We start from the raw sequence: 20,912 nt of genomic DNA on the forward strand, positions 1-20,912 counted from the left end.
CTGGACGAACACGAGCGAAATGATCGATACCTGACGATGCGAGTGTCACCCATGTGACTGAACTCATTTGTTACCCATGTGCTTGTCCTCTACATGCCCCGACATACGGGCCCGATGAAGCCGGGCTACTCTCGCGAATTCCCCCGCCACGGAGGCCCGCCCCGACAGCACGTCCCTGTGCTGATCGGGGCTCTCGCGACATCCATGTCGCATGACCTCCTGAGCGCCGGTTTCGCTCAGCCTTCTGAAGGGGCGCTCCGGTGCGCCCGGAGGTTTCTCTGGAAACCCGTAGGCTCGCCGGGCGCACCGGGCTACCCTGTGGCACGCTCCCCTTCGCGAACATCCTCACCTACCCTTCCCCCTCCACACCCCGCGAATTCCCTGCTCCCGCGGCTTGCGCGAAGGGGCGTGCCTCACTAACGTAGCGGCTTTCCGCAAGCCCTGTGCAGGAGCACGCTTCCATGGCCTCGCGAGCCTTCCGCCCGCTTCCCCGATTCGGCCTCGCCGCCGCCCTCAGCGCCGCCGTCAGCCTGACTGGCTGTCAGACCTGGCTGAACGACCGCTACGCCGACAGCCTGCCGCCGACCTCCGGCGTGCAGCCGCTCAAGGGCCTGGCCGAAAGCGTGTCGGTGCGCCGCAATGCCCTGGGCATGCCGCTGATCGAGACCAGCACCTTCCACGACGCGCTCTTCGCCATGGGCTACGTGCATGCCAGCGACCGCATCAGCCAGATGGTCGGCCTGCGCCTGATGGCCCAGGGGCGGCTGTCGGAGATGGTCGGCCCGGGCGCCCTGGAAATCGACCGTTTCATGCGCACGGTCGATCTCAAGCAATCCGCCAACGCCCTCTACGCCGGCGCCTCGCCGCGCCTGAAGCGCTTCTTCGAGACCTACGCGCGCGGCGTCAACGCCTACCTGTTCCGTTACCGCGACAAACTGCCGATGGACATCGCCGAGTCCGGCTACCGCCCGGAATACTGGAAGCCGGAGGACTCCGCGCTGGTCTTCGCCCTGCTCAACTTCGGCCTGGCGGTGAACCTGCAGGAGGAACTGGATTCCCTGGCGCTGGCACAGAAGGTCGGTGCCGAGAAGCTCGCCTGGCTCACGCCCATCTACCCGGACGAGGAGCTGCCCTTCGCCGAGGCCGACAAGCTCAAGGGCCTGAAGCTCGCCGGGCAGATTCCCGGCCTGGCCGAGGTGGGCGCCGCCGCCGAGACGGTGGCCAGCCTGCAGATGCTCGGCGTGGCCGCCTCCAACAACTGGGCCATCGCCCCGCAGCGCAGCCGCAGCGGCAAGAGCCTGCTGGCCAACGACACCCACCTGCCGCTGTCGATGCCGTCGATCTGGAACTTCATGCAGGTCCGCTCGCCGAAATACACCGCCGCCGGCGTCACCATCGCCGGCGTGCCCGGGGTGGTGGCCGGCTTCAACGGCAAGCTGGCCTGGGGCATGACCATGGTCATGGGCGACAACCAGGACGTCTTCCTCGAGCAGGTGCGGCGCCAGGGCGGCAAGCTCTACTACCTGGCCGACGGCCAGTGGAAGCCGGCCCGCGAGCGCGTCGAGACCTTCTTCGTCAAGGGCCAGCGCCCAGTGCGCGAGACCATCTACGAGACCCGCCACGGCCCGCTGCTCAACAGCGCCCTGCTCGGCGCGAAGAAGAACGACCTGCAGCCGCTGCCGCTGTCCAGCGGCTACGGCCTGGCCTACCAGAGCATCCAGGCGGTATCGGACAGGAGCCTGGATGCCTTCTTCGACCTGTCGCGGGCCAGGAGCGTCGAGCAGGCCTTCGACGCCACCCGCGAAATCCGCGCCATGCCGCTGAACATCGTGTTCGCCGACGAGAAGCACATCGGCTGGCAGGTCACCGGGCGCTTCCCCAACCGCAAGGACGGCCGCGGCCTGCTGCCCTCCCCGGGCTGGGACGGGCGCTACGACTGGGATGGCTACGCCGAGCCGATCCTCCACCCGTCCGACCAGGACCCGCAGCAGGGCTGGCTGGGCACCGCCAACAACCGCACCGTGCAGCCCGGCTATGGCGCGCAGCTGTCCAGCTCCTGGTACTACCCCGAGCGCGCCGAGCGCATCGCCCAGCTGGCGAACGCCAGCAACCGACACGACGCGCGCAGCATGATCGCCATGCAGTACGACCAGACCACGCCCTTCGCCGCCAAGCTGCAGGGCATGCTCGACGCGCCCGGCATGGCCGGGCCGCTGAAGCAGGCGATCCAGGCCCTGCCCGCCGGCCAGCGCGAGCTCGCCCGCGAGGCCCTGGACCGGCTGATGGCCTTCGACGGCAAGCTCTCCGCCACTTCCGCCGATGCCGCCCTCTACGAAGCCTTCCTGCAGGAAAGCGCCCGGCAGATCTTCCTCGACGAACTGGGCCCGGAAGACAGCCCGGCCTGGAAGGCCTTCGTGCAGAACGCCGACCTTTCCTACTCGGCCCAGGCCGACCACCTGCTGGGCCGCGACGACAGCCCGTTCTGGGACGACGTGAAGACCCCGCAGAAGGAAGACAAGCCGGCCATCCTCGCCCGCAGCCTGGCTGCCGCCACCGCCTTCTGCGAACAGAAGCTCGGCGCCGACCGCCGCGCCTGGCAGTGGGGCAAGCTGCACACCTACGACTGGGTCAGCGACAGCACCAAGATGGCGCCCTACCTGGACGCCGGCCAGCGCGCCAGCCTGGGGGCGATCAAGGGCTACCTGGACCGCGGCCCCTACCCCGCCGGCGGCGACCACAGCACGCTGAACGTGTCCGCCTACGCCTGGGGCCAGGACTTCGACACCTGGCTGATCCCGGCCATGCGCATCGTCGTCGACTTCGGCCAGAGCGAGCCCATGCTGGGCCTCAACAGCAGCGGCCAGTCCGGCAACCCGGCCAGCCCGCACTATGCCGACGGCATCGACGCCTGGCTGAAGGGCGACTACATGAGCTTCCCGTTCCAGAGCCAGAACCTCGACCGCGTCTACGGCAGCAAGCGCCTGACCCTGGTGCCGCAGAAATAGTCGGCCGGCGCGGGAACTTCCGCCGCGCCGCCGACTCCTAACTGTCGACTTACTCCATGATCATCTTGAAGGCACCCTCGGGTGCCTTTCTTTTTTGGTGCCTGCGCCACAACCGGCGCACCAGGCTGTTACCGAAAGCCCCGCCCCCTCGCCCCGTTACGGGGCATCGCTTCCCCGACCGGCTGCTATACCTGTCGTAGGAACGCGCCTGTCGTCCGCCTCCTACCGCCGAGGCCCGTGGTTGCGCCCCTGGTTCGAAACTTGCTGTCACATTGATGTTATGCCTTTCGTTCCACTGCTTGAATCAACCACCAAGGATTCCAACCGATGAAAAAAGCATGGCTGACCCTCTCCGCCCTGGTGCTGCTGGCTGGCGCCGGAGCCCTGCAGGCCAAGGAATGGAAAGAAATCCGCTTCGCCACCGACCCGTCCTACGCGCCCTTCGAGTCCAAGGCGCCGGACGGCAGCCTGGTCGGCTTCGACATCGACCTGGGTAACGCCATCTGCGCGCACCTGAAGGTCAAGTGCGTATGGATGGCCAACGACTTCGACGGCATGATCCCGGGCCTGAAGGCTCGCAAGTTCGATGGCGTGATCTCCTCGATGACCGTCACCGAGGCGCGCCAGAAGGAAATCGACTTCAGCGACAAGCTGTTCACCAGCCCCACCGCGATGATCAGCAAGAAGGGCTCGGGCCTGGAGGCCACCGCCGCATCCCTCAAGGGCAAGACCGTCGGCGTCGAGCAGGGCACCATCCAGGAAACCTTCGCCAAGGCCAAGCTGGAGCCGGCCGGGGTCAACGTGAAGAGCTACCAGAACCAGGACCAGGTCTACGCCGACCTGGTGTCCGGGCGCCTGGACGTCTCGCTGCAGGACATGCTGCAGGCCGAGCAGGGCTTCCTCACCACCGACCAGGGCAAGGGCTTCGAGATCAGCAAGCCGGTGCACGACCCGCTGATGCCGGCCGACATCGCCATCGGCATCAGGAAGGGCAACAACGAACTGCGCGAGATGATCAACAAGGGCATCAAGGCGATCCACGCCGACGGCACCTACGACAAGCTGCAGAAGAAATACTTCGGCGACATCGACATCTACAACGACTGACCCGCGCCCGCCGCCCCCGGCCGCCGCCAAGGCGGCCGGGGGCGGTCTATTCTGCTGACAAGGCACAAGGAGTTTCCTGCGCATGCTCCAGGACTTCTTCCGGACCCTGGCCGAGAACATGAGCCTCAAGGGTTACGGCTCCATCCTCCTCGACGGCACCTGGATGACCGTCAAGCTGTCGATCTGCTCGCTGCTGCTGTCGGTGCTGCTGGGCCTGCTCGGCGCCAGCGCCAAGCTGTCCGGCTCGAGGCTGCTGCGCTTCCCCGCCATCGCCTACACCACGCTGATCCGCGGCGTGCCCGACCTGGTGCTGATGCTGCTGATCTTCTACAGCCTGCAGACCTGGCTGGCCGACATCACCGACTACATGGAGTGGGACTACATCGAGATCGACCCCTTCAGCGCCGGCATCATCACCCTCGGCTTCATCTACGGAGCCTACTTCACCGAGACCTTCCGCGGGGCCATCCTCGCCGTGCCGCGCGGCCAGCTGGAAGCCGCCAGCGCCTTCGGCCTGACGCGCCTGCAGCGCTTCCGCTTCGTGCTCTTCCCGCAGTTGATGCGCTTCGCCCTGCCAGGCCTGGGCAACAACTGGATGGTGCTGATCAAGTCCACCGCGCTGGTCTCCATCATCGGCCTCTCCGACGTGGTGCGCGCGGCCCAGGACGCCGGCAAGAGCAGCTACCGGCTGCTGTTCTTCCTGCTGGTGGCGGCGGCTATCTACCTGCTTTTCACCACCGTTTCCAACATCGTGCTCAACGCCCTTGAGCGCCGCTATGCCATCGGCGTGCGCGAGGCCCTGCGATGATCGAGTTGCTGCAGCAGTACGGCAAGGCCTTCCTCTGGACCGACGGCTACCACATCACCGGCCTGGCCATGACGCTCTGGCTGCTGACGGTGTCCATCGCCTTCGGCTTCACCTTCGCCATCCCCCTGTCCATCGCCCGCGTCTCGCGCAACCCGCTGGTGCGCTGGCCGGTGCAGTTCTACACCTACGTGTTCCGCGGCACGCCGCTCTACATCCAGCTGCTGGTCTGCTACACCGGCATCTACAGCGTGGCGGCGGTGCGCGAGCAGCCGATCCTCGACGCCTTCTTCCGCAACGGCCTGAACTGCACGCTGCTGGCCTTCGCCCTGAACACCTGCGCCTACACCACCGAGATCTTCGCCGGGGCCATCCGCAACATCGCCCACGGCGAGGTCGAGGCGGCCCATGCCTACGGGTTGAGCGGCTGGCGCCTGTACCGCTACGTGATCATGCCCTCGGCGCTGCGCCGCTCGCTGCCCTACTACAGCAACGAAGTGATCCTCATGCTGCACTCCACCACCGTGGCCTTCACCGCCACGGTGCCGGACATCATGAAGGTCGCCCGCGACGCCAACGCCGCCACCTTCCTGTCCTTCCAGTCCTTCGGCATAGCCGCGGCGCTGTACCTGGTGACCTCCTTCACCCTGGTCGGCCTGTTCCGCCTGGCCGAACGCCGCTGGCTGGCCTTCCTCGGCCCCAGCCATGGCTGAACCCCATCCACCCACGGCCGCCAGGGGGCGGCCGGCGCACCCGAGGACTCCATGACCACACTGAAGATCGAAGGCCTGTACAAGCGCTACGGCGACAACGAAGTGCTCAAGGGCGTTTCCCTGGAAACCCGCACCGGCGACGTGGTGAGCATGATCGGCGCCAGCGGCTCGGGCAAGAGCACCTTCCTGCGCTGCATCAATTTCCTCGAACAACCCGACGAAGGCAGCATGAGCCTGGACGGCGAGGTCGTGCGCATGGTCCCCAGCCCTGGCGGCATGCGCGTGGCCGATGCGGCGCAGCTGCAGCGCATCCGTACCCGGCTGGCCATGGTGTTCCAGCACTTCAACCTGTGGAGCCACCTGACGGTGCTGGAGAACATCACCCTGGCCCCGCGCCGCGTCCTGGGCATCGAGCGCAAGGAAGCCGAGGAGCGCGCGCGCAGCTACCTGGCCAAGGTCGGCCTGCCTGCGCAGGTGGAGGACAAGTACCCGGCCTTCCTCTCCGGCGGCCAGCAGCAGCGCGTGGCCATCGCCCGCGCCCTGGCCATGGAGCCGGAGATCATGCTGTTCGACGAACCCACCTCGGCGCTGGACCCGGAGCTGGTGGGCGAGGTGCTCAAGGTGATCAAGGCCCTGGCCGAGGAAGGCCGCACCATGATCCTGGTGACCCACGAGATGGCCTTCGCCCGCGAGGTCTCAAGCCAGGTGCTGTTCCTCCACCAGGGCCGCGTCGAGGAACAGGGCCCGCCCCAGGAGGTGCTGGGCCAGCCGAAGAGCGAGCGGCTGCGGCAGTTCCTCAGTGGCAACCTGAAGTGAGGTCGGCGCGGTTGTTCGTTCTCACCGGCGGCCCCGGTTCGGGCAAGACCAGCCTGCTGGAACACCTGCGCGGCCGCGGCCTGGCCTGCGTCGGGGAAGGCGGCCGGGCGATCATCCGCGAGGAACTGGCCCACGGCGGCAACGCCCTGCCCTGGGGCGACCGCCAGGCCTTCTGCCGGCGCATGTTCGAGCACGCCGCCAGCACCTACGCCGAAGCCCACGAGTCCGGCGGCACCTGGCTGTTCGACCGCGGCCTGCCCGACGTGCTCGGCTACGCCCGGCTATGCGGCCTGGCGGTGGATGCGGACCTGCTGCAGGCGGCGCGGCAGTTGCGCTATCAACCCCTGGTACTCCTGGCCCCGCCCTGGGAAGCCATCTACCACAACGATGCCGAACGCAAGCAGGACTTCGCCGAAGCGCAACGAACCGCGGCGGTGATGCGCGAAGTCTACGGCGAACTGGGCTACCAGGTGGTCGAGCTGCCGCTGGCCGGCCTGGAAGCGCGCGCCGACTTCGTCCTGGAACACCTGCAGGCCTGAGGACGGAAGGGGGCCAGCCCTGGCGTCGGCGTGGCGGCGAAGTCCGCTACCCTCTCCCCAGCCCTCTCCCGCAAGCGGGAGAGGGAGTCGTTCGGCGTCAAGCGAAGCCCAACGGTCATCCCGCACACCCGCCCTGCCCGCTCTCGTAGGAGCGAGCTTGCTCGCGAACGGAGCTACCGGCTGACTCCATGCCCCCTCGCCCTGCCCAACGGTCCCCTCTCCCGAAAGCGGGAGAGGGCGCCGTCCGCAGCAGCCGGGCAGCGACATCGCTAGCCGGTTGGCCCGCAATCGCGCGCAGGGCGCGCTCCTACAGGGGGCCATGCCGCCCTCTTCCCCCCAGGCAACAAAAAACCGGGCCATGGCCCGGTTTCCCGTATATCCGCCTTCGGCCTCAGGCCTTGGGCAGGGTCACCCCGGTCTGCCCCTGGTACTTGCCACCACGGTCCTTGTACGACACTTCGCAGGCTTCGTCCGACTGCAGGAACAGCATCTGCGCCACGCCCTCGTGGGCGTAGATCTTCGCCGGCAGGTTGGTGGTGTTGGAGAACTCCAGGGTCACGTGGCCTTCCCACTCCGGCTCCAGCGGGGTGACGTTGACGATGATGCCGCAGCGCGCGTAGGTGCTCTTGCCCAGGCAGATGGTCAGCACGTCGCGGGGGATGCGGAAGTATTCCACGGTGCGCGCCAGGGCGAAGGAGTTCGGCGGGATGATGCAGACGTCGCTGTTGATGTCGACGAAGCTCTTCTCGTCGAAGTTCTTCGGGTCCACCACCGCCGAGTGGATGTTGGTGAATACCTTGAACTCGGCCGCGCAGCGCACGTCGTAGCCGTAGCTGGAAACGCCGTAGGAGATCACCCGGCTGTCGTCGGCGCCGCGCACCTGGCGCTCGACGAAGGGCTCGATCATCCCGTGCTCCAGGGCCATGCGGCGAATCCACTTGTCCGATTTGATGCTCATGGCGGGCGTCCCGTAGCTGCTGAAAAATGAAACGCGAATCTTACCGGCAGGCGCGCCGCCCGGCAAAGGGGCGCGCCGGGCGGCCTTGTCGCAGGGTCAGTCCTCGCTGATGGAGATGCTCGGCATGGCCGGCGCGTCCTTCTCGCTCAGGGCGATGCGCGCACCGACGCAGCGGGCCATTTCCTGGTAGATCATCGCCAGTTGGCTTTCCGGGTCGGCGATCACCGTCGGCCTGCCGCCGTCGGCCTGCATGCGGATGGCCATGGACAGCGGCAGCGAGGCCAGCAGCTCCACGCCGTACTGCGCCGCCAGCTTCTCACCGCCGCCCTCGCCGAACAGGTGCTCGGCGTGGCCGCAGTTGGAGCAGATGTGCACCGCCATGTTCTCAACCACCCCCAGCACCGGGATGTTGACCTTGCGGAACATCTCCACGCCCTTCCTGGCGTCGAGCAGGGCCAGGTCCTGCGGGGTGGTGACGATCACCGCGCCGGCCACCGGGACCTTCTGCGCCAGGGTCAGCTGGATGTCGCCGGTGCCCGGCGGCATGTCGATCACCAGGTAGTCCAGGTCGTTCCAGGCGGTCTGGGTGATCAATTGCAGCAGCGCGCCGGAAACCATCGGCCCGCGCCACACCACCGGGGTGTTGTCGTCGGTGAGGAAGGCCATGGACATGACTTCCACGCCATGGGCCTCCAGCGGCACGAACCACTTCTGCTCGCGCACCTTCGGCCGGGTGCCCTCGGGAATGCCGAACATGATGCCCTGGCTGGGGCCGTAGATGTCGGCGTCGAGGATGCCCACCCGCGCGCCCTCGCGGGCCAGCGCCAGGGCCAGGTTGGCGGCGGTGGTGGACTTGCCCACGCCGCCCTTGCCGGAGGCCACGGCGATGATGTTCTTCACGTTGCTCATGCCCGGCACCTGGGCCTGGGCCTTGTGCGCGGCGATCCTCACATCCACCTTCACCTGGGCCGACTCCACCCCGTCGGCGGCCTCCAGGGCCATCTGCACGGTCTGCGCCAGGCCATTCCTGAACAGGCCGCAGGCGTAGCCCAGCTCCAGGCCCAGGGCAACGCGGCCGCCCTGGATGTCGAGGTCGCGCAGGTAACCGGCGTCGAGCAGGTTCTGGCCGGTGTGCGGGTCGGTGATCTGGCGGAGGACGGCCTCCACCGTGGCGCGGGTGACGACGCTCATGGGTTCTCCCGAAAAAAGGCTGAGCACGGTAGGAGGGAATTCTAACAGCAGCGGCAGGCTACAGGCTGCAGGCTTCAGGCGAACAGCAGGCAGCGAACGCTCTTCGCTCCTGCCTGCAGCCTATGGCCTGCCGCCTGTAGCCTGTTGTGGCCTGCAGCTTGCCGCTTCCTATATAGTTACCGACTTCCCTCGTTTTGCCCCAATGGCCTGAGCATCATGTCCGAAAACCGCCAGATCCTCGTCACCAGCGCCCTGCCCTACGCCAACGGCTCCATTCACCTGGGCCACATGCTGGAATACATCCAGACCGACATCTGGGTGCGTTTCCAGAAGATGCGTGGCAACCAGGCGGTGTACGTCTGCGCGGACGACGCCCACGGCTCGGCCATCATGCTGCGCGCCGAGCGCGAGGGCATCACCGCGGAACAGTTGATCGACGCCGTGCGCGCCGAGCACATGGCCGACTTCGCCGACTTCCTGGTGGACTTCGACAACTACCACTCGACCCACTCGCAAGAGAACCGCGAGCTGTCCTCGGCCATCTACCTGAAGCTGCGCGACGCCGGGCACATCGCCACCCGCCCGGTGACCCAGTACTTCGACCCGGAAAAGCAGATGTTCCTGGCCGACCGCTTCATCAAGGGCACCTGCCCGAAGTGCGGCACCGCCGACCAGTACGGCGACAACTGCGAGGCCTGCGGCGCCACCTACGCGCCCACCGAGCTGAAGGACCCGAAATCGGCCATCTCCGGCGCCACCCCGGTGCTCAAGGAGTCGCTGCACTACTTCTTCAAGCTCCCGGACTTCGACGCCATGCTCAAGCAGTGGACGCGCAGCGGCAGCCTGCAGGAGTCGGTGGCCAACAAGATCGCCGAATGGCTGGACGCCGGCCTGCAGGAATGGGACATCTCCCGCGACGCGCCCTACTTCGGCTTCGAGATTCCCGAGGCCCCGGGCAAGTACTTCTACGTCTGGCTGGACGCCCCCATCGGCTACATGGCCGCCTTCAAGAACCTCTGCGCGCGCCGCCCGGAGCTGGACTTCGAGGCCTTCTGGAACAAGGATTCCAGCGCCGAGCTGTACCACTTCATCGGCAAGGACATCGTCAATTTCCACGCGCTGTTCTGGCCGGCCATGCTCGAAGGCGCCGGCTACCGCAAGCCGACCGCGCTGAACGTGCACGGCTACCTGACCGTCAACGGCCAGAAGATGTCCAAGTCCCGCGGCACCTTCGTCAAGGCGCGCACCTACCTGGACCACCTGGACCCGGAATACCTGCGCTACTACTACGCTTCCAAGCTGGGCCGCGGCGTCGACGACCTCGACCTGAACCTCGAGGACTTCGTGCAGAAGGTCAACTCCGACCTGGTCGGCAAGGTGGTCAACATCGCCAGCCGCTGCGCCGGCTTCATCCACAAGGGCAACGCCGGCCTGCTGGTGGACGCCAACCCGGCGCCGGAACTGGTCGAATCCTTCCAGAGCGCCGCGCCGAGCATCGCCGCCGCCTACGAGGCCCGCGACTTCGGCCGCGCCATGCGCGAGATCATGGCCCTGGCCGACCAGGCCAACGCCTGGATCGCCGACAAGGCGCCCTGGGCGCTGAACAAGCAGGAAGGCAGGCAGGCCGAGGTGCAGGCCATCTGCGCCCTGGGCGTGAACCTGTTCCGCCAGTTGGTGATCTTCCTCAAGCCGGTGCTGCCGAAGCTGGCCGAGGCCGCCGAAGCCTTCCTCAACGTCGCCCCGCTGAAATGGGCCGACCACGAGAACCTGCTGGCCAACCACCAACTGAACCCGTTCAACCCGCTGATGACCCGTATCGAACCCGCGAAAATCGAAGCCATGATCGAAGCCTCCAAGGAAGACCTCGCCGCCGCCAACCAGCCTAAGGGCAATGGCGAGCTGACCAAGGACCCGCTGGCCGCGGAAATCAACTTCGACGCCTTCGCCGCCGTCGACCTGCGCATCGCGCTGATCGAGAAGTGCGAGTTCGTCGAGGGCGCCGACAAGCTGCTGCGCCTGTCCCTGGATATCGGCGACGAGAAGCGCAACGTGTTCTCCGGCATCAAGAGCGCCTACCCGGACCCGAGCAAGCTCGAAGGCCGCCTGACCCTGTACGTGGCCAACCTGGCCCCGCGCAAGATGAAGTTCGGCGTCTCCGAAGGCATGGTCCTGGCCGCCGGCCCCGGCGGCGAGGAAATCTACCTGCTCAGCCCCGACAGCGGCGCCAAGCCGGGCCAGCGCGTGAAGTAAGCGACCTGCGCTGCCCACGACGCCGGCCCCTGGGCCGGCGTCGTCGTTTCCGCCTTGCCCCACTCCAGCCATGCGCATAACCTATGCGCATTCGCCGCGGAGGTTCCCATGCACACGACCTACGATCCCCAAGCCCCGAAGAAAGCCACCAACCTCAGCCTGAACAGCGACCTGCTCAAGCAGGCCCGCGAGCTGGACGTGAACCTCTCGGCGGTGCTGGAGGAAGCGCTGGCCGACGTGGTGCGCGAACGCCTGCGGCAACGCTGGCTGGAACAGAACCGCCAGGCCATCGACGCCTACAATCAGCATGTGGACGGCGCCGGCGTGTTCGCCGACGACCTGCGGAGCTTCTGATGCCGCAGTTCGACCTGTACCGCAACCCCAGCCCGCGCAGCCGCGAGGATATCCCGCTGCTGCTGGACGTGCAGAGCGACCTGCTCGCCTCGCTGAACACCCGCGTGGTGATCCCGCTCAGCCGCGGCAAGGGCCTGGCCGGCATCGAGCGGCTGATGCCCGAGGTGACGGTGGAGGGCGAGAAGCTGCTGCTGCTCACCCCGCAGATGGCCGGCGTGGCGCGCCGCGAGCTGGGCAAGCCGGTGGGCAGCCTGGCGCACCTGCGGTTGGACATCATCGCCGCCATCGACCTGCTGATCACGGGAATCTGAGCATGCCCAAGTTCCACCGCCCGGCCCGAGGCGCCCGGCCATGACCGAACTCGCCCTGATCCTGGTCAGCGCCATCCTGGTCAACAACTTCGTGCTGGTGCAGTTCCTCGGCCTGTGCCCGTTCATGGGCGTGTCGCGCAAGATCGAGACGGCCATCGGCCTGGCCCTGGCCACCACCTTCGTGCTGACACTGGCCTCGATCTGCAGCTACATCCTCCAGCGCTACGTGCTGCGGCCGCTGGACCTGGAGTACCTGCGCACCATCGGCTTCATCCTGGTGATCGCCGTGGTGGTGCAGTTCACCGAACTGCTGGTGAAGAAGAGCAGCCCGCTGCTGTACCGCGTGCTGGGCATCTTCCTGCCGCTGATCACCACCAACTGCATCGTCCTCGGCGTGGCCCTGCTCAATGCCAACAAGCCCGAGTACGGTTTCCTGCAGTCCAGCGTGCAGGGCTTCGGCGCCGGCCTGGGCTTCTCCCTGGTGCTGGTGCTGTTCGCCGCCCTGCGCGAGCGCATCGCCCTCGCCGACGTGCCCGGGCCCTTCCAGGGCGCGGCCATCGGCATGATCACCGCCGGGCTGATGTCCCTGGCGTTCATGGGCTTCACCGGGCTGATCAAGCTATGACTGCCGTGCTGCTCGCGGTCGGCGTGCTGCTGGCCCTGTGCCTGGCCAGCGGCGCCCTGCTCGGCTACGCGGCGGTGCGCTACCGCGTCGAGGGCGACCCGGTGGCCGAACAGGTCAACGCCCTGCTGCCGCAGACCCAGTGCGGCCAGTGCGGCTACGCCGGCTGCAAGCCCTACGCCGAAGCCATCGCCCAGGGCGATGCGATCAACAAGTGCCCGCCCGGCGGCAGCACCACCATCGCCGCCCTCGCCGACCTGCTCGACGTCGAGGCTCCGCCCCTGGACGCTCCGGCGCAAACCCCGCCGCGTGTGGCCTTCATCCGCGAGGCCGAGTGCATCGGCTGCACCAAGTGCATCCAGGCCTGCCCGGTGGACGCCATCGTCGGCGCCGCGCGGCAGATGCACACGGTGATCGCCGCCGAATGCACCGGCTGCGACCTGTGCGTGGAGCCCTGCCCGGTGGACTGCATCGAGATGCGTGACCTGCAGGTCGGCGTACGCGAATGGAAATGGCCGCTGCCCGCTGCCCGGCTGATCGCCAGCGACCGGGAGCAGGCCGCATGAACGCCAGGGCCTGGGACTTCCCCGGCGGCCTGCGCCTGCCGACCCACAAGCAGCAATCCACCGCCGGCCCCATCCTCCGGGCGCCGCTGCCCAAGCGCCTGGTCCTGCCACTGCAGCAGCACATCGGCGCGCCCGCCCTGCCCTGCGTGGACGTTGGCGAGCGCGTGCTCAAGGGCCAGATGATCGCCAGCCCCGGCAGCGCCATCAGCGCCGCCGTGCATGCACCGACCTCCGGCACGGTGGTGGCCATCGGCGAGCAACCTTATCCACACCCTTCCGGCCTGCTGGCCGAAGCCATCGTCATCGACGCCGACGGGCTGGACGAATGGGCGCCCTTGCAGCCCTGCCCCGACTACCGCCAGGAAAGCCCCGCCGCCCTGCTGGAACGCATCCGCCAGGCCGGCATCGCCGGGCTCGGCGGCGCCGGCTTCCCCACCGCCGCCAAGCTGGCCGCGCGCGCCGCCGAGGACCTGCACACCCTGGTGATCAACGGCGCCGAGTGCGAGCCCTACATCAGCGCCGACGACATGCTGATGCGCGAACGCGCCGCCGAACTGGTGGAAGGCATCGAGATCCTCATCCACCTGCTGCAACCGCAGCAGGTGCTGCTCGGCCTCGAGGACGACAAGCCGCAGGCCATCGAGGCCCTGCGCCAGGCCATCGGCGAGCGCGCCATCGAGCTGCGCGTCGTCCCGACCAAGTACCCCTCCGGCGGCGAGCGCCAGCTGATCCAGTTGCTCAGCGGCCGCGAGGTGCCCAGCGGCGGCCTGCCGGCGGACATCGGCATGGTCTGCGTCAACGTCGGCACCGCCGTGGCGTTGCGCGATGCACTGATCCTCGGCCGCCCGCTGATCTCGCGCATCACCACCCTGACCGGCGCCGCCCTGGCGCGGCCGATGAACGTCGAGGCGCTGCTGGGCACGCCGGTCGGCGAACTGCTGGACTTCGCCGGCCTCGACCACGACAGGCTCGGCCGCCTGCTCATGGGCGGCCCGCTGATGGGCGTCACCCTGGGCGACCTGCAGGCCCCGCTGGTCAAGACCGCCAACTGCCTGCTGGCCGCCACCGCCGAGGAACTGCCGGCGCCACCCGTCGCCCTGCCGTGCATCCGCTGCGGCGATTGCGCCCAGGCCTGCCCGGCCAGCCTGCTGCCGCAGCAGCTGTACTTCTTCGCCCGGGGCGACGACCACGAGCAGCTGCAGGCCTACAACCTGTTCGACTGCATCGAGTGCGGCGCCTGCGCCTACGTCTGCCCCTCCAGCATCCCGCTGGTGCAGTACTACCGCGCGGCCAAGGCGGACATCCGCGAACTGCAGCTGAAACAGCAGAAGGCCGAGCACTCGCGCCTGCGCTTCGAGCACCGCCAGGAACGCCTGCGCCGCGAGGAGCAACGCAAGGCCGGGGAACGCCAGGCCCGCCTGGAACGCGCCGCCCGCGCCCGCGAGGCCCAGGCCGCCGCGCCGCTGGCGGAAGCGCCGCAATCGGCCATCGCGCGCGTGAAGGCGGAAAAGGCCGTGGGCAACGCCGGCGCCGACCTCAAGCGGCTGAAGATCGAGGCCAGCATGGCCCGCGTCGCCCTGCAGAAGGCCGAGAAGCAACTGGCCGCCCACGACACCGAGCAACTGCGCGCCCAGGTCGAGGCCCTGCGCCAGGCCGCCGAACAGGCGCGCCTGGCCCTGGAGGCCGCCGAAGCCGGGCCGGCCCCCGCCGCCCCCGTGCCGGAAGCCCGCGATGAAGCGGCCCTGAAGAAGGCGAAGATCGACGCCGCCATGGCCCGCGCCCAATTGAAGAAGTCCGAGAAAGCCTTCGGCGAAGCGCCCGACGCACAGCAGCAGGCCACCCTCGCCCAGCTGCGCGAAGCCGCCGAGCAGGCCGAGCGCCGCCCGGCGCAGTTGCAGGCGGAGCCCGAACCCGCGTCGGCACCGGCCGGCGACGGCATGGCGCAACTGAAGAAGGCCAAGGTCGCCCTGGTCACCCGCCGCGCCGAGCTGCGGAAAGCCGAGCAGGACGGCGCCGGCGAAGCGCAGCTGGCCCTGCTGCGCGAAGCCCTGGCCGAGGCCGAGCGCCAACTGCACGCCGCCGAGGACGCCAGCGGCAAGCCGGCGCCGGACCTGCAGCGCATCGACAAGCGCCCGGTGGACGCCGCCACCCGCGCCCTCAAGACCGAACTGGCCTACGCCCGCGCCGACCTCAAAAAGCTCGAACGCGAAGGCGCCGACGAAGCCCGCCTGGCCGCCGCGCGCGAGCGCCTGGCGGCAGCGCAAAGCGCGCTGGCCGCGCGCGATACGGAGTAGCCCATGGCCCTGCCGCGTTTTTCCTCGCCCCACGCCACCGGCGCCAACCGCACGCAGAAAGTCATGCTGCAGGTGCTCGCCGCGCTGGTGCCGGGCGCCCTGGCGCTGATCGCCCTGTACGGCGTCGGCCCCCTGTTCAACCTGCTCTGGTGCTCGGCCGTGGCCCTGGGTACCGAAGCGCTGATGCTGTACCTGCGCAAGCGCCCGCTGGCGGTCTTCCTCCAGGACGGCAGCGCGCTGGTCACCGCCGTGCTCCTGGCCCTGGCCCTGCCGCCCTACGCGCCCTGGTGGCTGAGCCTGCTGGCCACCGCCTTCGCCCTGGTGTTCGGCAAGCACCTGTACGGCGGCCTCGGGCAGAACCCGTTCAACCCGGCGATGCTCGGCTACGTGGTGGTGCTGGTGTCCTTCCCCCTGGAAATGACGCGCTGGCCCAGCCCCGACGCCGGCCTCGGGCTGGTCGACGGCCTGTCGCGCATTCTCGGTCTCGGCGCGCCGCCGCCGGACGCCTGGGCTGGCGCCACCGCGCTGGACGTGCTGAAGAACAACCACAGCCTGACCATCGACGAGCTGGTGACGCAGAGCACGGCCTTCGGCCATGTCGGCGGGCGCGGCATGGAGCTGGTCAACCTGGCCTTCCTCGCCGGCGGCCTGTACCTGCTCTGGCGCAAGCTGTTCACCTGGCATGCGCCGCTGGGCATGCTCGGCGGCCTGTTCGTCATGAGCCTGCTGTTCTGGAACGGCTCGGGCTCGGATTCCCACGGCTCGCCGCTGTTCCACCTGTTCGGCGGGGCGGCCATGCTCGGCGCCTTCTTCATCGTCACCGACCCGGTCTCCGGCGCCACCAGCAACCGCGGGCGCCTGGTGTTCGGCCTGGGCGTGGGCATCATCACCTACGTGATCCGCGCCTGGGGCGGCTACCCCGACGGCGTGGCCTTCGCCGTGCTGCTGATGAACCTGGCGGCGCCGACCATCGACTACTACACCCGCCCGCGCACCTACGGGCACAAGAAGCCCAGGCGCGGCTTCAAGCTGGGGGAATGAGATGGCCGACAGCCGCCGCTCCATGCTGAAGAACGCCCTGCTGCTGGGGGCCTTCGCGGTGCTCTGCGTGGGCCTGGTGGCGGTGGTCCACCAGTTCACCCAGGCGCGCATCGAGCAGGCCCAGCGCGAGGCGCGCGGGCGCCTGCTGCTGGAGCTGCTGCCGCCGGGCAGCTACGACAACCACCCGCTGGACGCCCCCGTCGAGGTCTTCGAGCCCAAGCTGCTGGGCAAGCCGCAGCCGGCCCAGGCCTTCGTCGCCCGCCTGCAGGGCCGCGCCACCGGCGTCATACTTCCGGCCACGGCGCCGGACGGCTACAGCGGCGCCATCGAGCTGCTGGTGGGCGTCAGCGCCGAAGGCCGCCTGCTCGGCGTACGGGTGGTGGCGCACAAGGAAACCCCGGGCCTGGGCGACAGGATCGAACTGGCCAAGAGCGACTGGCTGCACGGCTTCGACGGCCGCTCCCTGGCCGACCCCGGCGAGGCCGGCTGGAAGGTGAAGAAGGACGGCGGCCGGTTCGACCAGTTCGCCGGCGCCACCGTCACCCCGCGCGCCATGGTCAAGGCCACGCACAAGGCGCTGCAGTACTTCGACGCGCACAAGACCGAGCTGCTGGCGCCGGCGGCCGGAGGCGAGGCACATGAATAGCTACCGCGAGATCGCCCGCCAGGGCCTGTGGCGGAACAACCCCGGCCTGGTCCAGCTGCTGGGCCTGTGCCCGCTGCTGGGCACCAGCAACTCCATGGTCAACGCCCTGGGCCTGGGGCTGGCGACCGTCTTCGTGCTGGCCTGTTCCAACGCCGCCATCTCGGCCACCCGCCGCTGGCTCAGCGAAGCCGTGCGGCTGCCGGTGTTCGTACTGATCATCGCCGCGCTGACCACCTGCATCGAGCTGCTGATGCAGGCCTGGACCTTCGAGCTGTACCAGATCCTCGGCATCTTCATCCCGCTGATCACCACCAACTGCGTGATCCTCGGCCGCGCCGAGGCCTTCGCCGCGCGCAACGGCATCGCCCGCTCGGCCTTCGACGGCCTGATGACCGGCGCCGGCTTCGCCCTGGTGCTGCTGGTGCTGGGCACCTTGCGCGAACTCATCGGCCACGGCACCCTGCTGGCCGACATGAACCTGCTGTTCGGCCCGGCCGCCGCCGGCTGGAAGCTGCAGATAGCCGACTACCAGGGCTTCCTGCTCGCCGTGCTGCCGCCCGGCGCCTTCCTGCTGCTGGGCCTGCTGATAGCCCTGAAGAACCGTATCGATGAAAGCCTGGCGGAACGCGCCAGGGCGCAGGCGGGCAACGTACCCGCCGCAGAGCGCCAGCGCGTCCGCGTGACCGGAGTGATCGAATGAATGCCGCCAAGCGCGCGGAGATTTTCCGCCGTCTGCAAGAAGACAACCCCGACCCCAAGACCGAACTGGCCTACGACTCGCCCTTCGAGTTGCTGATCGCGGTGATCCTGTCCGCCCAGGCCACCGACGTCGGGGTGAACAAGGCCACGGCCAGGCTCTACCCAGTGGCCAACACCCCGGAAGCCATCTACGCCCTGGGCGTGGACGGGCTGTCGGAGTACATCAAGACCATCGGCCTGTACAACAGCAAGGCGAAGAACGTCATCGAGACCTGCCGCATCCTCATCGAGAAGCACGGCAGCAAGGTCCCGGAGAACCGCGAGGACCTCGAGGCGCTGCCCGGCGTGGGGCGCAAGACCGCCAACGTGGTGCTCAACACCGCCTTCCGCCAGTTGGCCATGGCGGTGGACACGCACATCTTCCGCGTCGCCAACCGCACCAACATCGCGCCGGGCAAGAACGTCCTGGAAGTGGAGCGCAAGCTGCTCAAGTTCGTGCCCAGGGAATACCTGCTGGACGCCCACCACTGGCTGATCCTGCACGGCCGCTACGTCTGCAAGGCGCGCAAGCCGCAGTGCGGCAGCTGCCGGATCGAGGACCTGTGCGAGTACAAGCACAAGACTTCCGACGATTGAGTGCTATCGTCAAAAGCATCGCCGCTCATTGAAAAAATCTTTTTTACCGCCCCGAGCTTTGTCGCTATAAGGGGCGCCAAGCACACCCCGCACGCTGGAGTGATCGTTATGGCCGATAAAGAAGATCTCGAGCTCGAAGACGAAGTGAGCACCGACGATGCCGACGACAGCGTCGAAGCTGCCGCCGAAGTCGCCAAGACCAACCTGACCAAGCGCCGCATCATCGACAACTACCTCGAAGAGCGCCGCCTGCAGCGCCAGCTGTCGGACTACGATTTCGACCTCTGAGCCTTGCCTGCATGAAAAAGCCCCGCACTTGGCGGGGCTTCGTTTTTCCGGCTCACGCGTCCGGCACACCTGCGCTCATTGAAAGACCATATTGTCCTCGGCCAGCACGACGCTTCCCCCGTACAGTGCCTGCAAGCGAGACAGCAGGTCGCTGCGCGCCTCCCCGTGCGTCAGCACGTGGGTGCCGATCAGCAGCCCGGGTTTCACCTTGGCCATCAGCGCCGCCAACTGCGTTTCCGTGGTATGGGCATCGAGCATGTAGTCGCGCCACTCCCCCGGAAGCTTCTCGGTGCCCGCCGAGCTCATGACTTCGCTGATGACGATGTCGCTGCCCGCCAGCTTCTCCTCCAGTGCCGGGGTCAAGCGGTATGAATAGTCGCCGGTGATGGCGATCACCAGGTCCGGGGTTTCCACCCTGTACCCGTATGTCCTGTCGGGGTCCCAACTGCCATGGACGACCTGGAAGGCGGAAACGCGAACGTTCTCGTCGGCGAAGACCAGGCCGGGGGCCGAGAACTCCCTGGTTTCCACGGTGATGCCTGCCTTGTTCCTCGTCCTGGCCGAAGCCAGGCGATAGTCTATCCACGCCTTGTTCCCCTCCAGCACGCCACGCACCAGCGCCTCCGTGCCCGGCGGGCCATGGACCCGGGCCGGTCCCTGGCGGCCGTATATCCAGAAGCGCAGGAGAAACGCCGGCACATCGAGGACATGGTCGCTGTCCAGGTGCGTCAGGAACAGCTTGTCCATGTAGCCGGCGCCCGGGTATCCGGTGGGCATCTTCCACGCGGGGAAGACCTTGCCGTCCGCATACCTGGACAGGTTGTTCATGCTGCCATGCCCGGCATCGAACACGTAGACCTGGTCCTTCACCACGATCGCGATCGATTGCCCGGCCTTGTTCGGCTCGAGGATGGGGCTGCCGGTCCCCAGGAAGACGATGCGCGTCTGGTAGTCCCTGCCCGTGCCCATGAGCCGGCCCAGGTCGACACTGCGGTAGAGGGGAGCCTCGTCCCGGGACGCGGCGATGCCCGGCGAACCGAGGCAACAGAGCGACAGCAACAACAGGATCAGCTTGTTGTTCATACCCCCTCCTCAGAAACCCTTGTGGATATTGGCGATCACCCGGGTACCCTGGCCCCGGTTCCTGGCGTCGAACTCCTCGTACCAGGCCACCCCGAAGCCCAGCCGTGCCTGGCGATGGAAATAGGAGAAGGCCGGCCCGAGCGCGGAGACGGACTCCTTCGAGCGGCCGACCCTGCGCCCGTCGATGCGATCGTCGTGCAACTGTTCCAGCCTGTAGCCCGCCAGGCCCAGCCTGAGGCGCTCCGATACCAGGTAGCCGCTCGACAGGCTCAGGTTCATGGCCGCACCGGGCTGGACGCTCCGGGCCCGGCCGCCGACGGGGTCGTCGTTGCGCTCGCTCCAGACATACCCGAGGTTGAAGCTGTGGCTCCAGCGCCCACTGAAGTAGGTGCCGGCGAACATGGGGTTCAGGTAGAGGTAGTTGCTCCCGACATTGACCTGCTGCCTGGCGTCATAGGCGCCGGTGGGCAAGGTCAGCGCCAGGATCGACTGCAGGGTGAGCCGCCCGGAGCCGAGCGGCATGTCGCGCCAGGTCAGCTTCACCGGCCGCAGGGTGATGTCGCCCACGCCGGAATCGCGTCCCCTGGCTCCTCCTTCGACATCGATGTCCGAGTGGATGACGGGCAGCCTGACCGTGAAACCGTATTCGGCGCCAAACACCTTCTGCGAGGTATTGAGCGCATATTGAAAAATGCTGGTGCTTATTCGGTTGTTCTTTTCCCCGGGTGTTTCCTCTCCGTAGCCGTCCTTTATGTTTTCAACCGAATAGAAGTTCTGCTGAAACATCAGGTGGTGCCCCGGCCTCGCCAGGCCCTCGGCGAAGAAACCGCCGCCTAGATTGACCGGCGGCAGCTTCACCGGATCGACGTTCCTTGCCAGAACCGGCTGTTGCAACAGGTAGCCCACGACACTCAAGGCAAAAAGTGGCGCCTTCATTTCCATTCCTTTTCTTGTTCTTCGTCGCCCTCGGCCAAGCCCTCTGCGCAAC

At 67.8% G+C, this 20,912-nt stretch carries 21 protein-coding genes; 17 read left to right on the forward strand and 4 right to left on the reverse strand.

Annotation, left to right across the window (positions count from 1 at the left end; all coding sequences use genetic code 11):
* Nucleotides 1-461: 461 nt before the first annotated feature.
* The 6 genes from CHC02_RS24940 (at nucleotide 462) to CHC02_RS24965 (ending at nucleotide 6,985) form a co-directional block, all read left to right on the forward strand.
* Nucleotides 462-3,005, forward strand: a complete 2,544-nt coding sequence (locus CHC02_RS24940; RefSeq protein WP_089394086.1) for a penicillin acylase family protein — start codon at nucleotides 462-464, stop codon at nucleotides 3,003-3,005.
* Between the two features lie 327 nt (nucleotides 3,006-3,332).
* Complete coding sequence (locus CHC02_RS24945) at nucleotides 3,333-4,112, forward strand: ABC transporter substrate-binding protein (protein ID WP_089394087.1); 780 nt, start codon at nucleotides 3,333-3,335, stop codon at nucleotides 4,110-4,112.
* 82 nt (nucleotides 4,113-4,194) lie between these two features.
* Nucleotides 4,195-4,920 carry an ABC transporter permease gene (locus tag CHC02_RS24950; RefSeq protein WP_089394088.1) on the forward strand — a complete coding sequence of 242 codons (726 nt, stop codon included), beginning with the start codon at nucleotides 4,195-4,197 and terminating at the stop codon, nucleotides 4,918-4,920.
* Nucleotides 4,917-5,630 carry an ABC transporter permease gene (locus CHC02_RS24955; RefSeq protein ID WP_089394089.1) on the forward strand — a complete coding sequence of 238 codons (714 nt, stop codon included), beginning with the start codon at nucleotides 4,917-4,919 and terminating at the stop codon, nucleotides 5,628-5,630. Before CHC02_RS24950 ends, CHC02_RS24955 begins: the two co-directional genes overlap by 4 nt.
* A 51-nt stretch (nucleotides 5,631-5,681) precedes the next feature.
* A complete protein-coding gene (locus CHC02_RS24960; RefSeq protein ID WP_089394090.1) occupies nucleotides 5,682-6,446 on the forward strand; it encodes an ABC transporter ATP-binding protein in 765 nt (254 codons plus the stop codon).
* Between the two features lie 11 nt (nucleotides 6,447-6,457).
* Nucleotides 6,458-6,985 (forward strand): AAA family ATPase, encoded by a 528-nt coding sequence (locus CHC02_RS24965; protein ID WP_089394091.1) that lies wholly within the window; start codon nucleotides 6,458-6,460, stop codon nucleotides 6,983-6,985.
* Nucleotides 6,986-7,376: 391 nt separating this feature from the next.
* On the opposite strand, the gene dcd is transcribed toward CHC02_RS24965, so the two are convergent.
* Nucleotides 7,377-7,943 carry a dCTP deaminase gene (gene dcd, locus CHC02_RS24970; protein ID WP_009620709.1) on the reverse strand — a complete coding sequence of 189 codons (567 nt, stop codon included), beginning with the start codon at nucleotides 7,941-7,943 and terminating at the stop codon, nucleotides 7,377-7,379.
* Between the two features lie 96 nt (nucleotides 7,944-8,039).
* Nucleotides 8,040-9,134, reverse strand: coding sequence for an iron-sulfur cluster carrier protein ApbC (gene apbC, locus CHC02_RS24975; protein WP_089394092.1), 1,095 nt, complete (start codon nucleotides 9,132-9,134; stop codon nucleotides 8,040-8,042).
* A 216-nt stretch (nucleotides 9,135-9,350) separates the two neighbouring features.
* On the opposite strand from apbC, the gene metG reads away from it, so the two are divergent.
* From metG to CHC02_RS25030, 11 genes are all read left to right on the forward strand, one after another.
* The gene (gene metG / locus CHC02_RS24980) at nucleotides 9,351-11,384 is read left to right on the forward strand and encodes a methionine--tRNA ligase (protein ID WP_089394093.1); all 2,034 of its coding nucleotides are present in this window, start codon (nucleotides 9,351-9,353) and stop codon (nucleotides 11,382-11,384) included.
* 108 nt (nucleotides 11,385-11,492) lie between these two features.
* Nucleotides 11,493-11,738, forward strand: a complete 246-nt coding sequence (locus CHC02_RS24985; RefSeq protein ID WP_043272502.1) for a type II toxin-antitoxin system CcdA family antitoxin — start codon at nucleotides 11,493-11,495, stop codon at nucleotides 11,736-11,738.
* On the forward strand, nucleotides 11,738-12,049 hold the full coding sequence (locus tag CHC02_RS24990) for a CcdB family protein (RefSeq protein WP_089394094.1): 312 nt from the start codon (nucleotides 11,738-11,740) through the stop codon (nucleotides 12,047-12,049). Before CHC02_RS24985 ends, CHC02_RS24990 begins: the two co-directional genes overlap by 1 nt.
* 40 nt (nucleotides 12,050-12,089) lie before the next feature.
* Nucleotides 12,090-12,674, forward strand: a complete 585-nt coding sequence (gene rsxA / locus CHC02_RS24995; protein ID WP_089394095.1) for an electron transport complex subunit RsxA — start codon at nucleotides 12,090-12,092, stop codon at nucleotides 12,672-12,674.
* Nucleotides 12,671-13,237 (forward strand): electron transport complex subunit RsxB, encoded by a 567-nt coding sequence (gene rsxB / locus CHC02_RS25000; RefSeq protein ID WP_089394096.1) that lies wholly within the window; start codon nucleotides 12,671-12,673, stop codon nucleotides 13,235-13,237. The genes rsxA and rsxB overlap by 4 nt, the downstream gene beginning before the upstream one ends.
* A complete protein-coding gene (gene rsxC / locus CHC02_RS25005; RefSeq protein WP_089394097.1) occupies nucleotides 13,234-15,531 on the forward strand; it encodes an electron transport complex subunit RsxC in 2,298 nt (765 codons plus the stop codon). The genes rsxB and rsxC overlap by 4 nt, the downstream gene beginning before the upstream one ends.
* A 3-nt stretch (nucleotides 15,532-15,534) precedes the next feature.
* Complete coding sequence (locus tag CHC02_RS25010; protein ID WP_089394098.1) at nucleotides 15,535-16,572, forward strand: RnfABCDGE type electron transport complex subunit D; 1,038 nt, start codon at nucleotides 15,535-15,537, stop codon at nucleotides 16,570-16,572.
* A 1-nt stretch (nucleotide 16,573) separates the two neighbouring features.
* Entirely contained in the window at nucleotides 16,574-17,218 is a 645-nt protein-coding gene (gene rsxG / locus CHC02_RS25015) for an electron transport complex subunit RsxG (RefSeq protein ID WP_089394099.1), read from the forward strand.
* Entirely contained in the window at nucleotides 17,211-17,918 is a 708-nt protein-coding gene (locus CHC02_RS25020; protein WP_089394100.1) for an electron transport complex subunit E, read from the forward strand. Before rsxG ends, CHC02_RS25020 begins: the two co-directional genes overlap by 8 nt.
* Nucleotides 17,915-18,553 (forward strand): endonuclease III, encoded by a 639-nt coding sequence (gene nth / locus CHC02_RS25025; RefSeq protein WP_089394101.1) that lies wholly within the window; start codon nucleotides 17,915-17,917, stop codon nucleotides 18,551-18,553. The genes CHC02_RS25020 and nth overlap by 4 nt, the downstream gene beginning before the upstream one ends.
* 108 nt (nucleotides 18,554-18,661) lie before the next feature.
* A complete protein-coding gene (locus CHC02_RS25030; RefSeq protein ID WP_074976686.1) occupies nucleotides 18,662-18,841 on the forward strand; it encodes a PA3496 family putative envelope integrity protein in 180 nt (59 codons plus the stop codon).
* A 75-nt stretch (nucleotides 18,842-18,916) separates the two neighbouring features.
* Here CHC02_RS25030 and CHC02_RS25035 read toward each other — a convergent pair whose 3' ends face one another.
* Nucleotides 18,917-19,924, reverse strand: coding sequence for an MBL fold metallo-hydrolase (locus CHC02_RS25035; RefSeq protein ID WP_089394102.1), 1,008 nt, complete (start codon nucleotides 19,922-19,924; stop codon nucleotides 18,917-18,919).
* Between the two features lie 9 nt (nucleotides 19,925-19,933).
* The gene (locus tag CHC02_RS25040; protein ID WP_167364844.1) at nucleotides 19,934-20,860 is read right to left on the reverse strand and encodes a SphA family protein; all 927 of its coding nucleotides are present in this window, start codon (nucleotides 20,858-20,860) and stop codon (nucleotides 19,934-19,936) included.
* Nucleotides 20,861-20,912: the final 52 nt, after the last annotated feature.

Origin of the sequence: Pseudomonas delhiensis, assembly GCF_900187975.1 — a bacterium.
GTDB classification, from domain to species: domain Bacteria; phylum Pseudomonadota; class Gammaproteobacteria; order Pseudomonadales; family Pseudomonadaceae; genus Pseudomonas; species Pseudomonas delhiensis.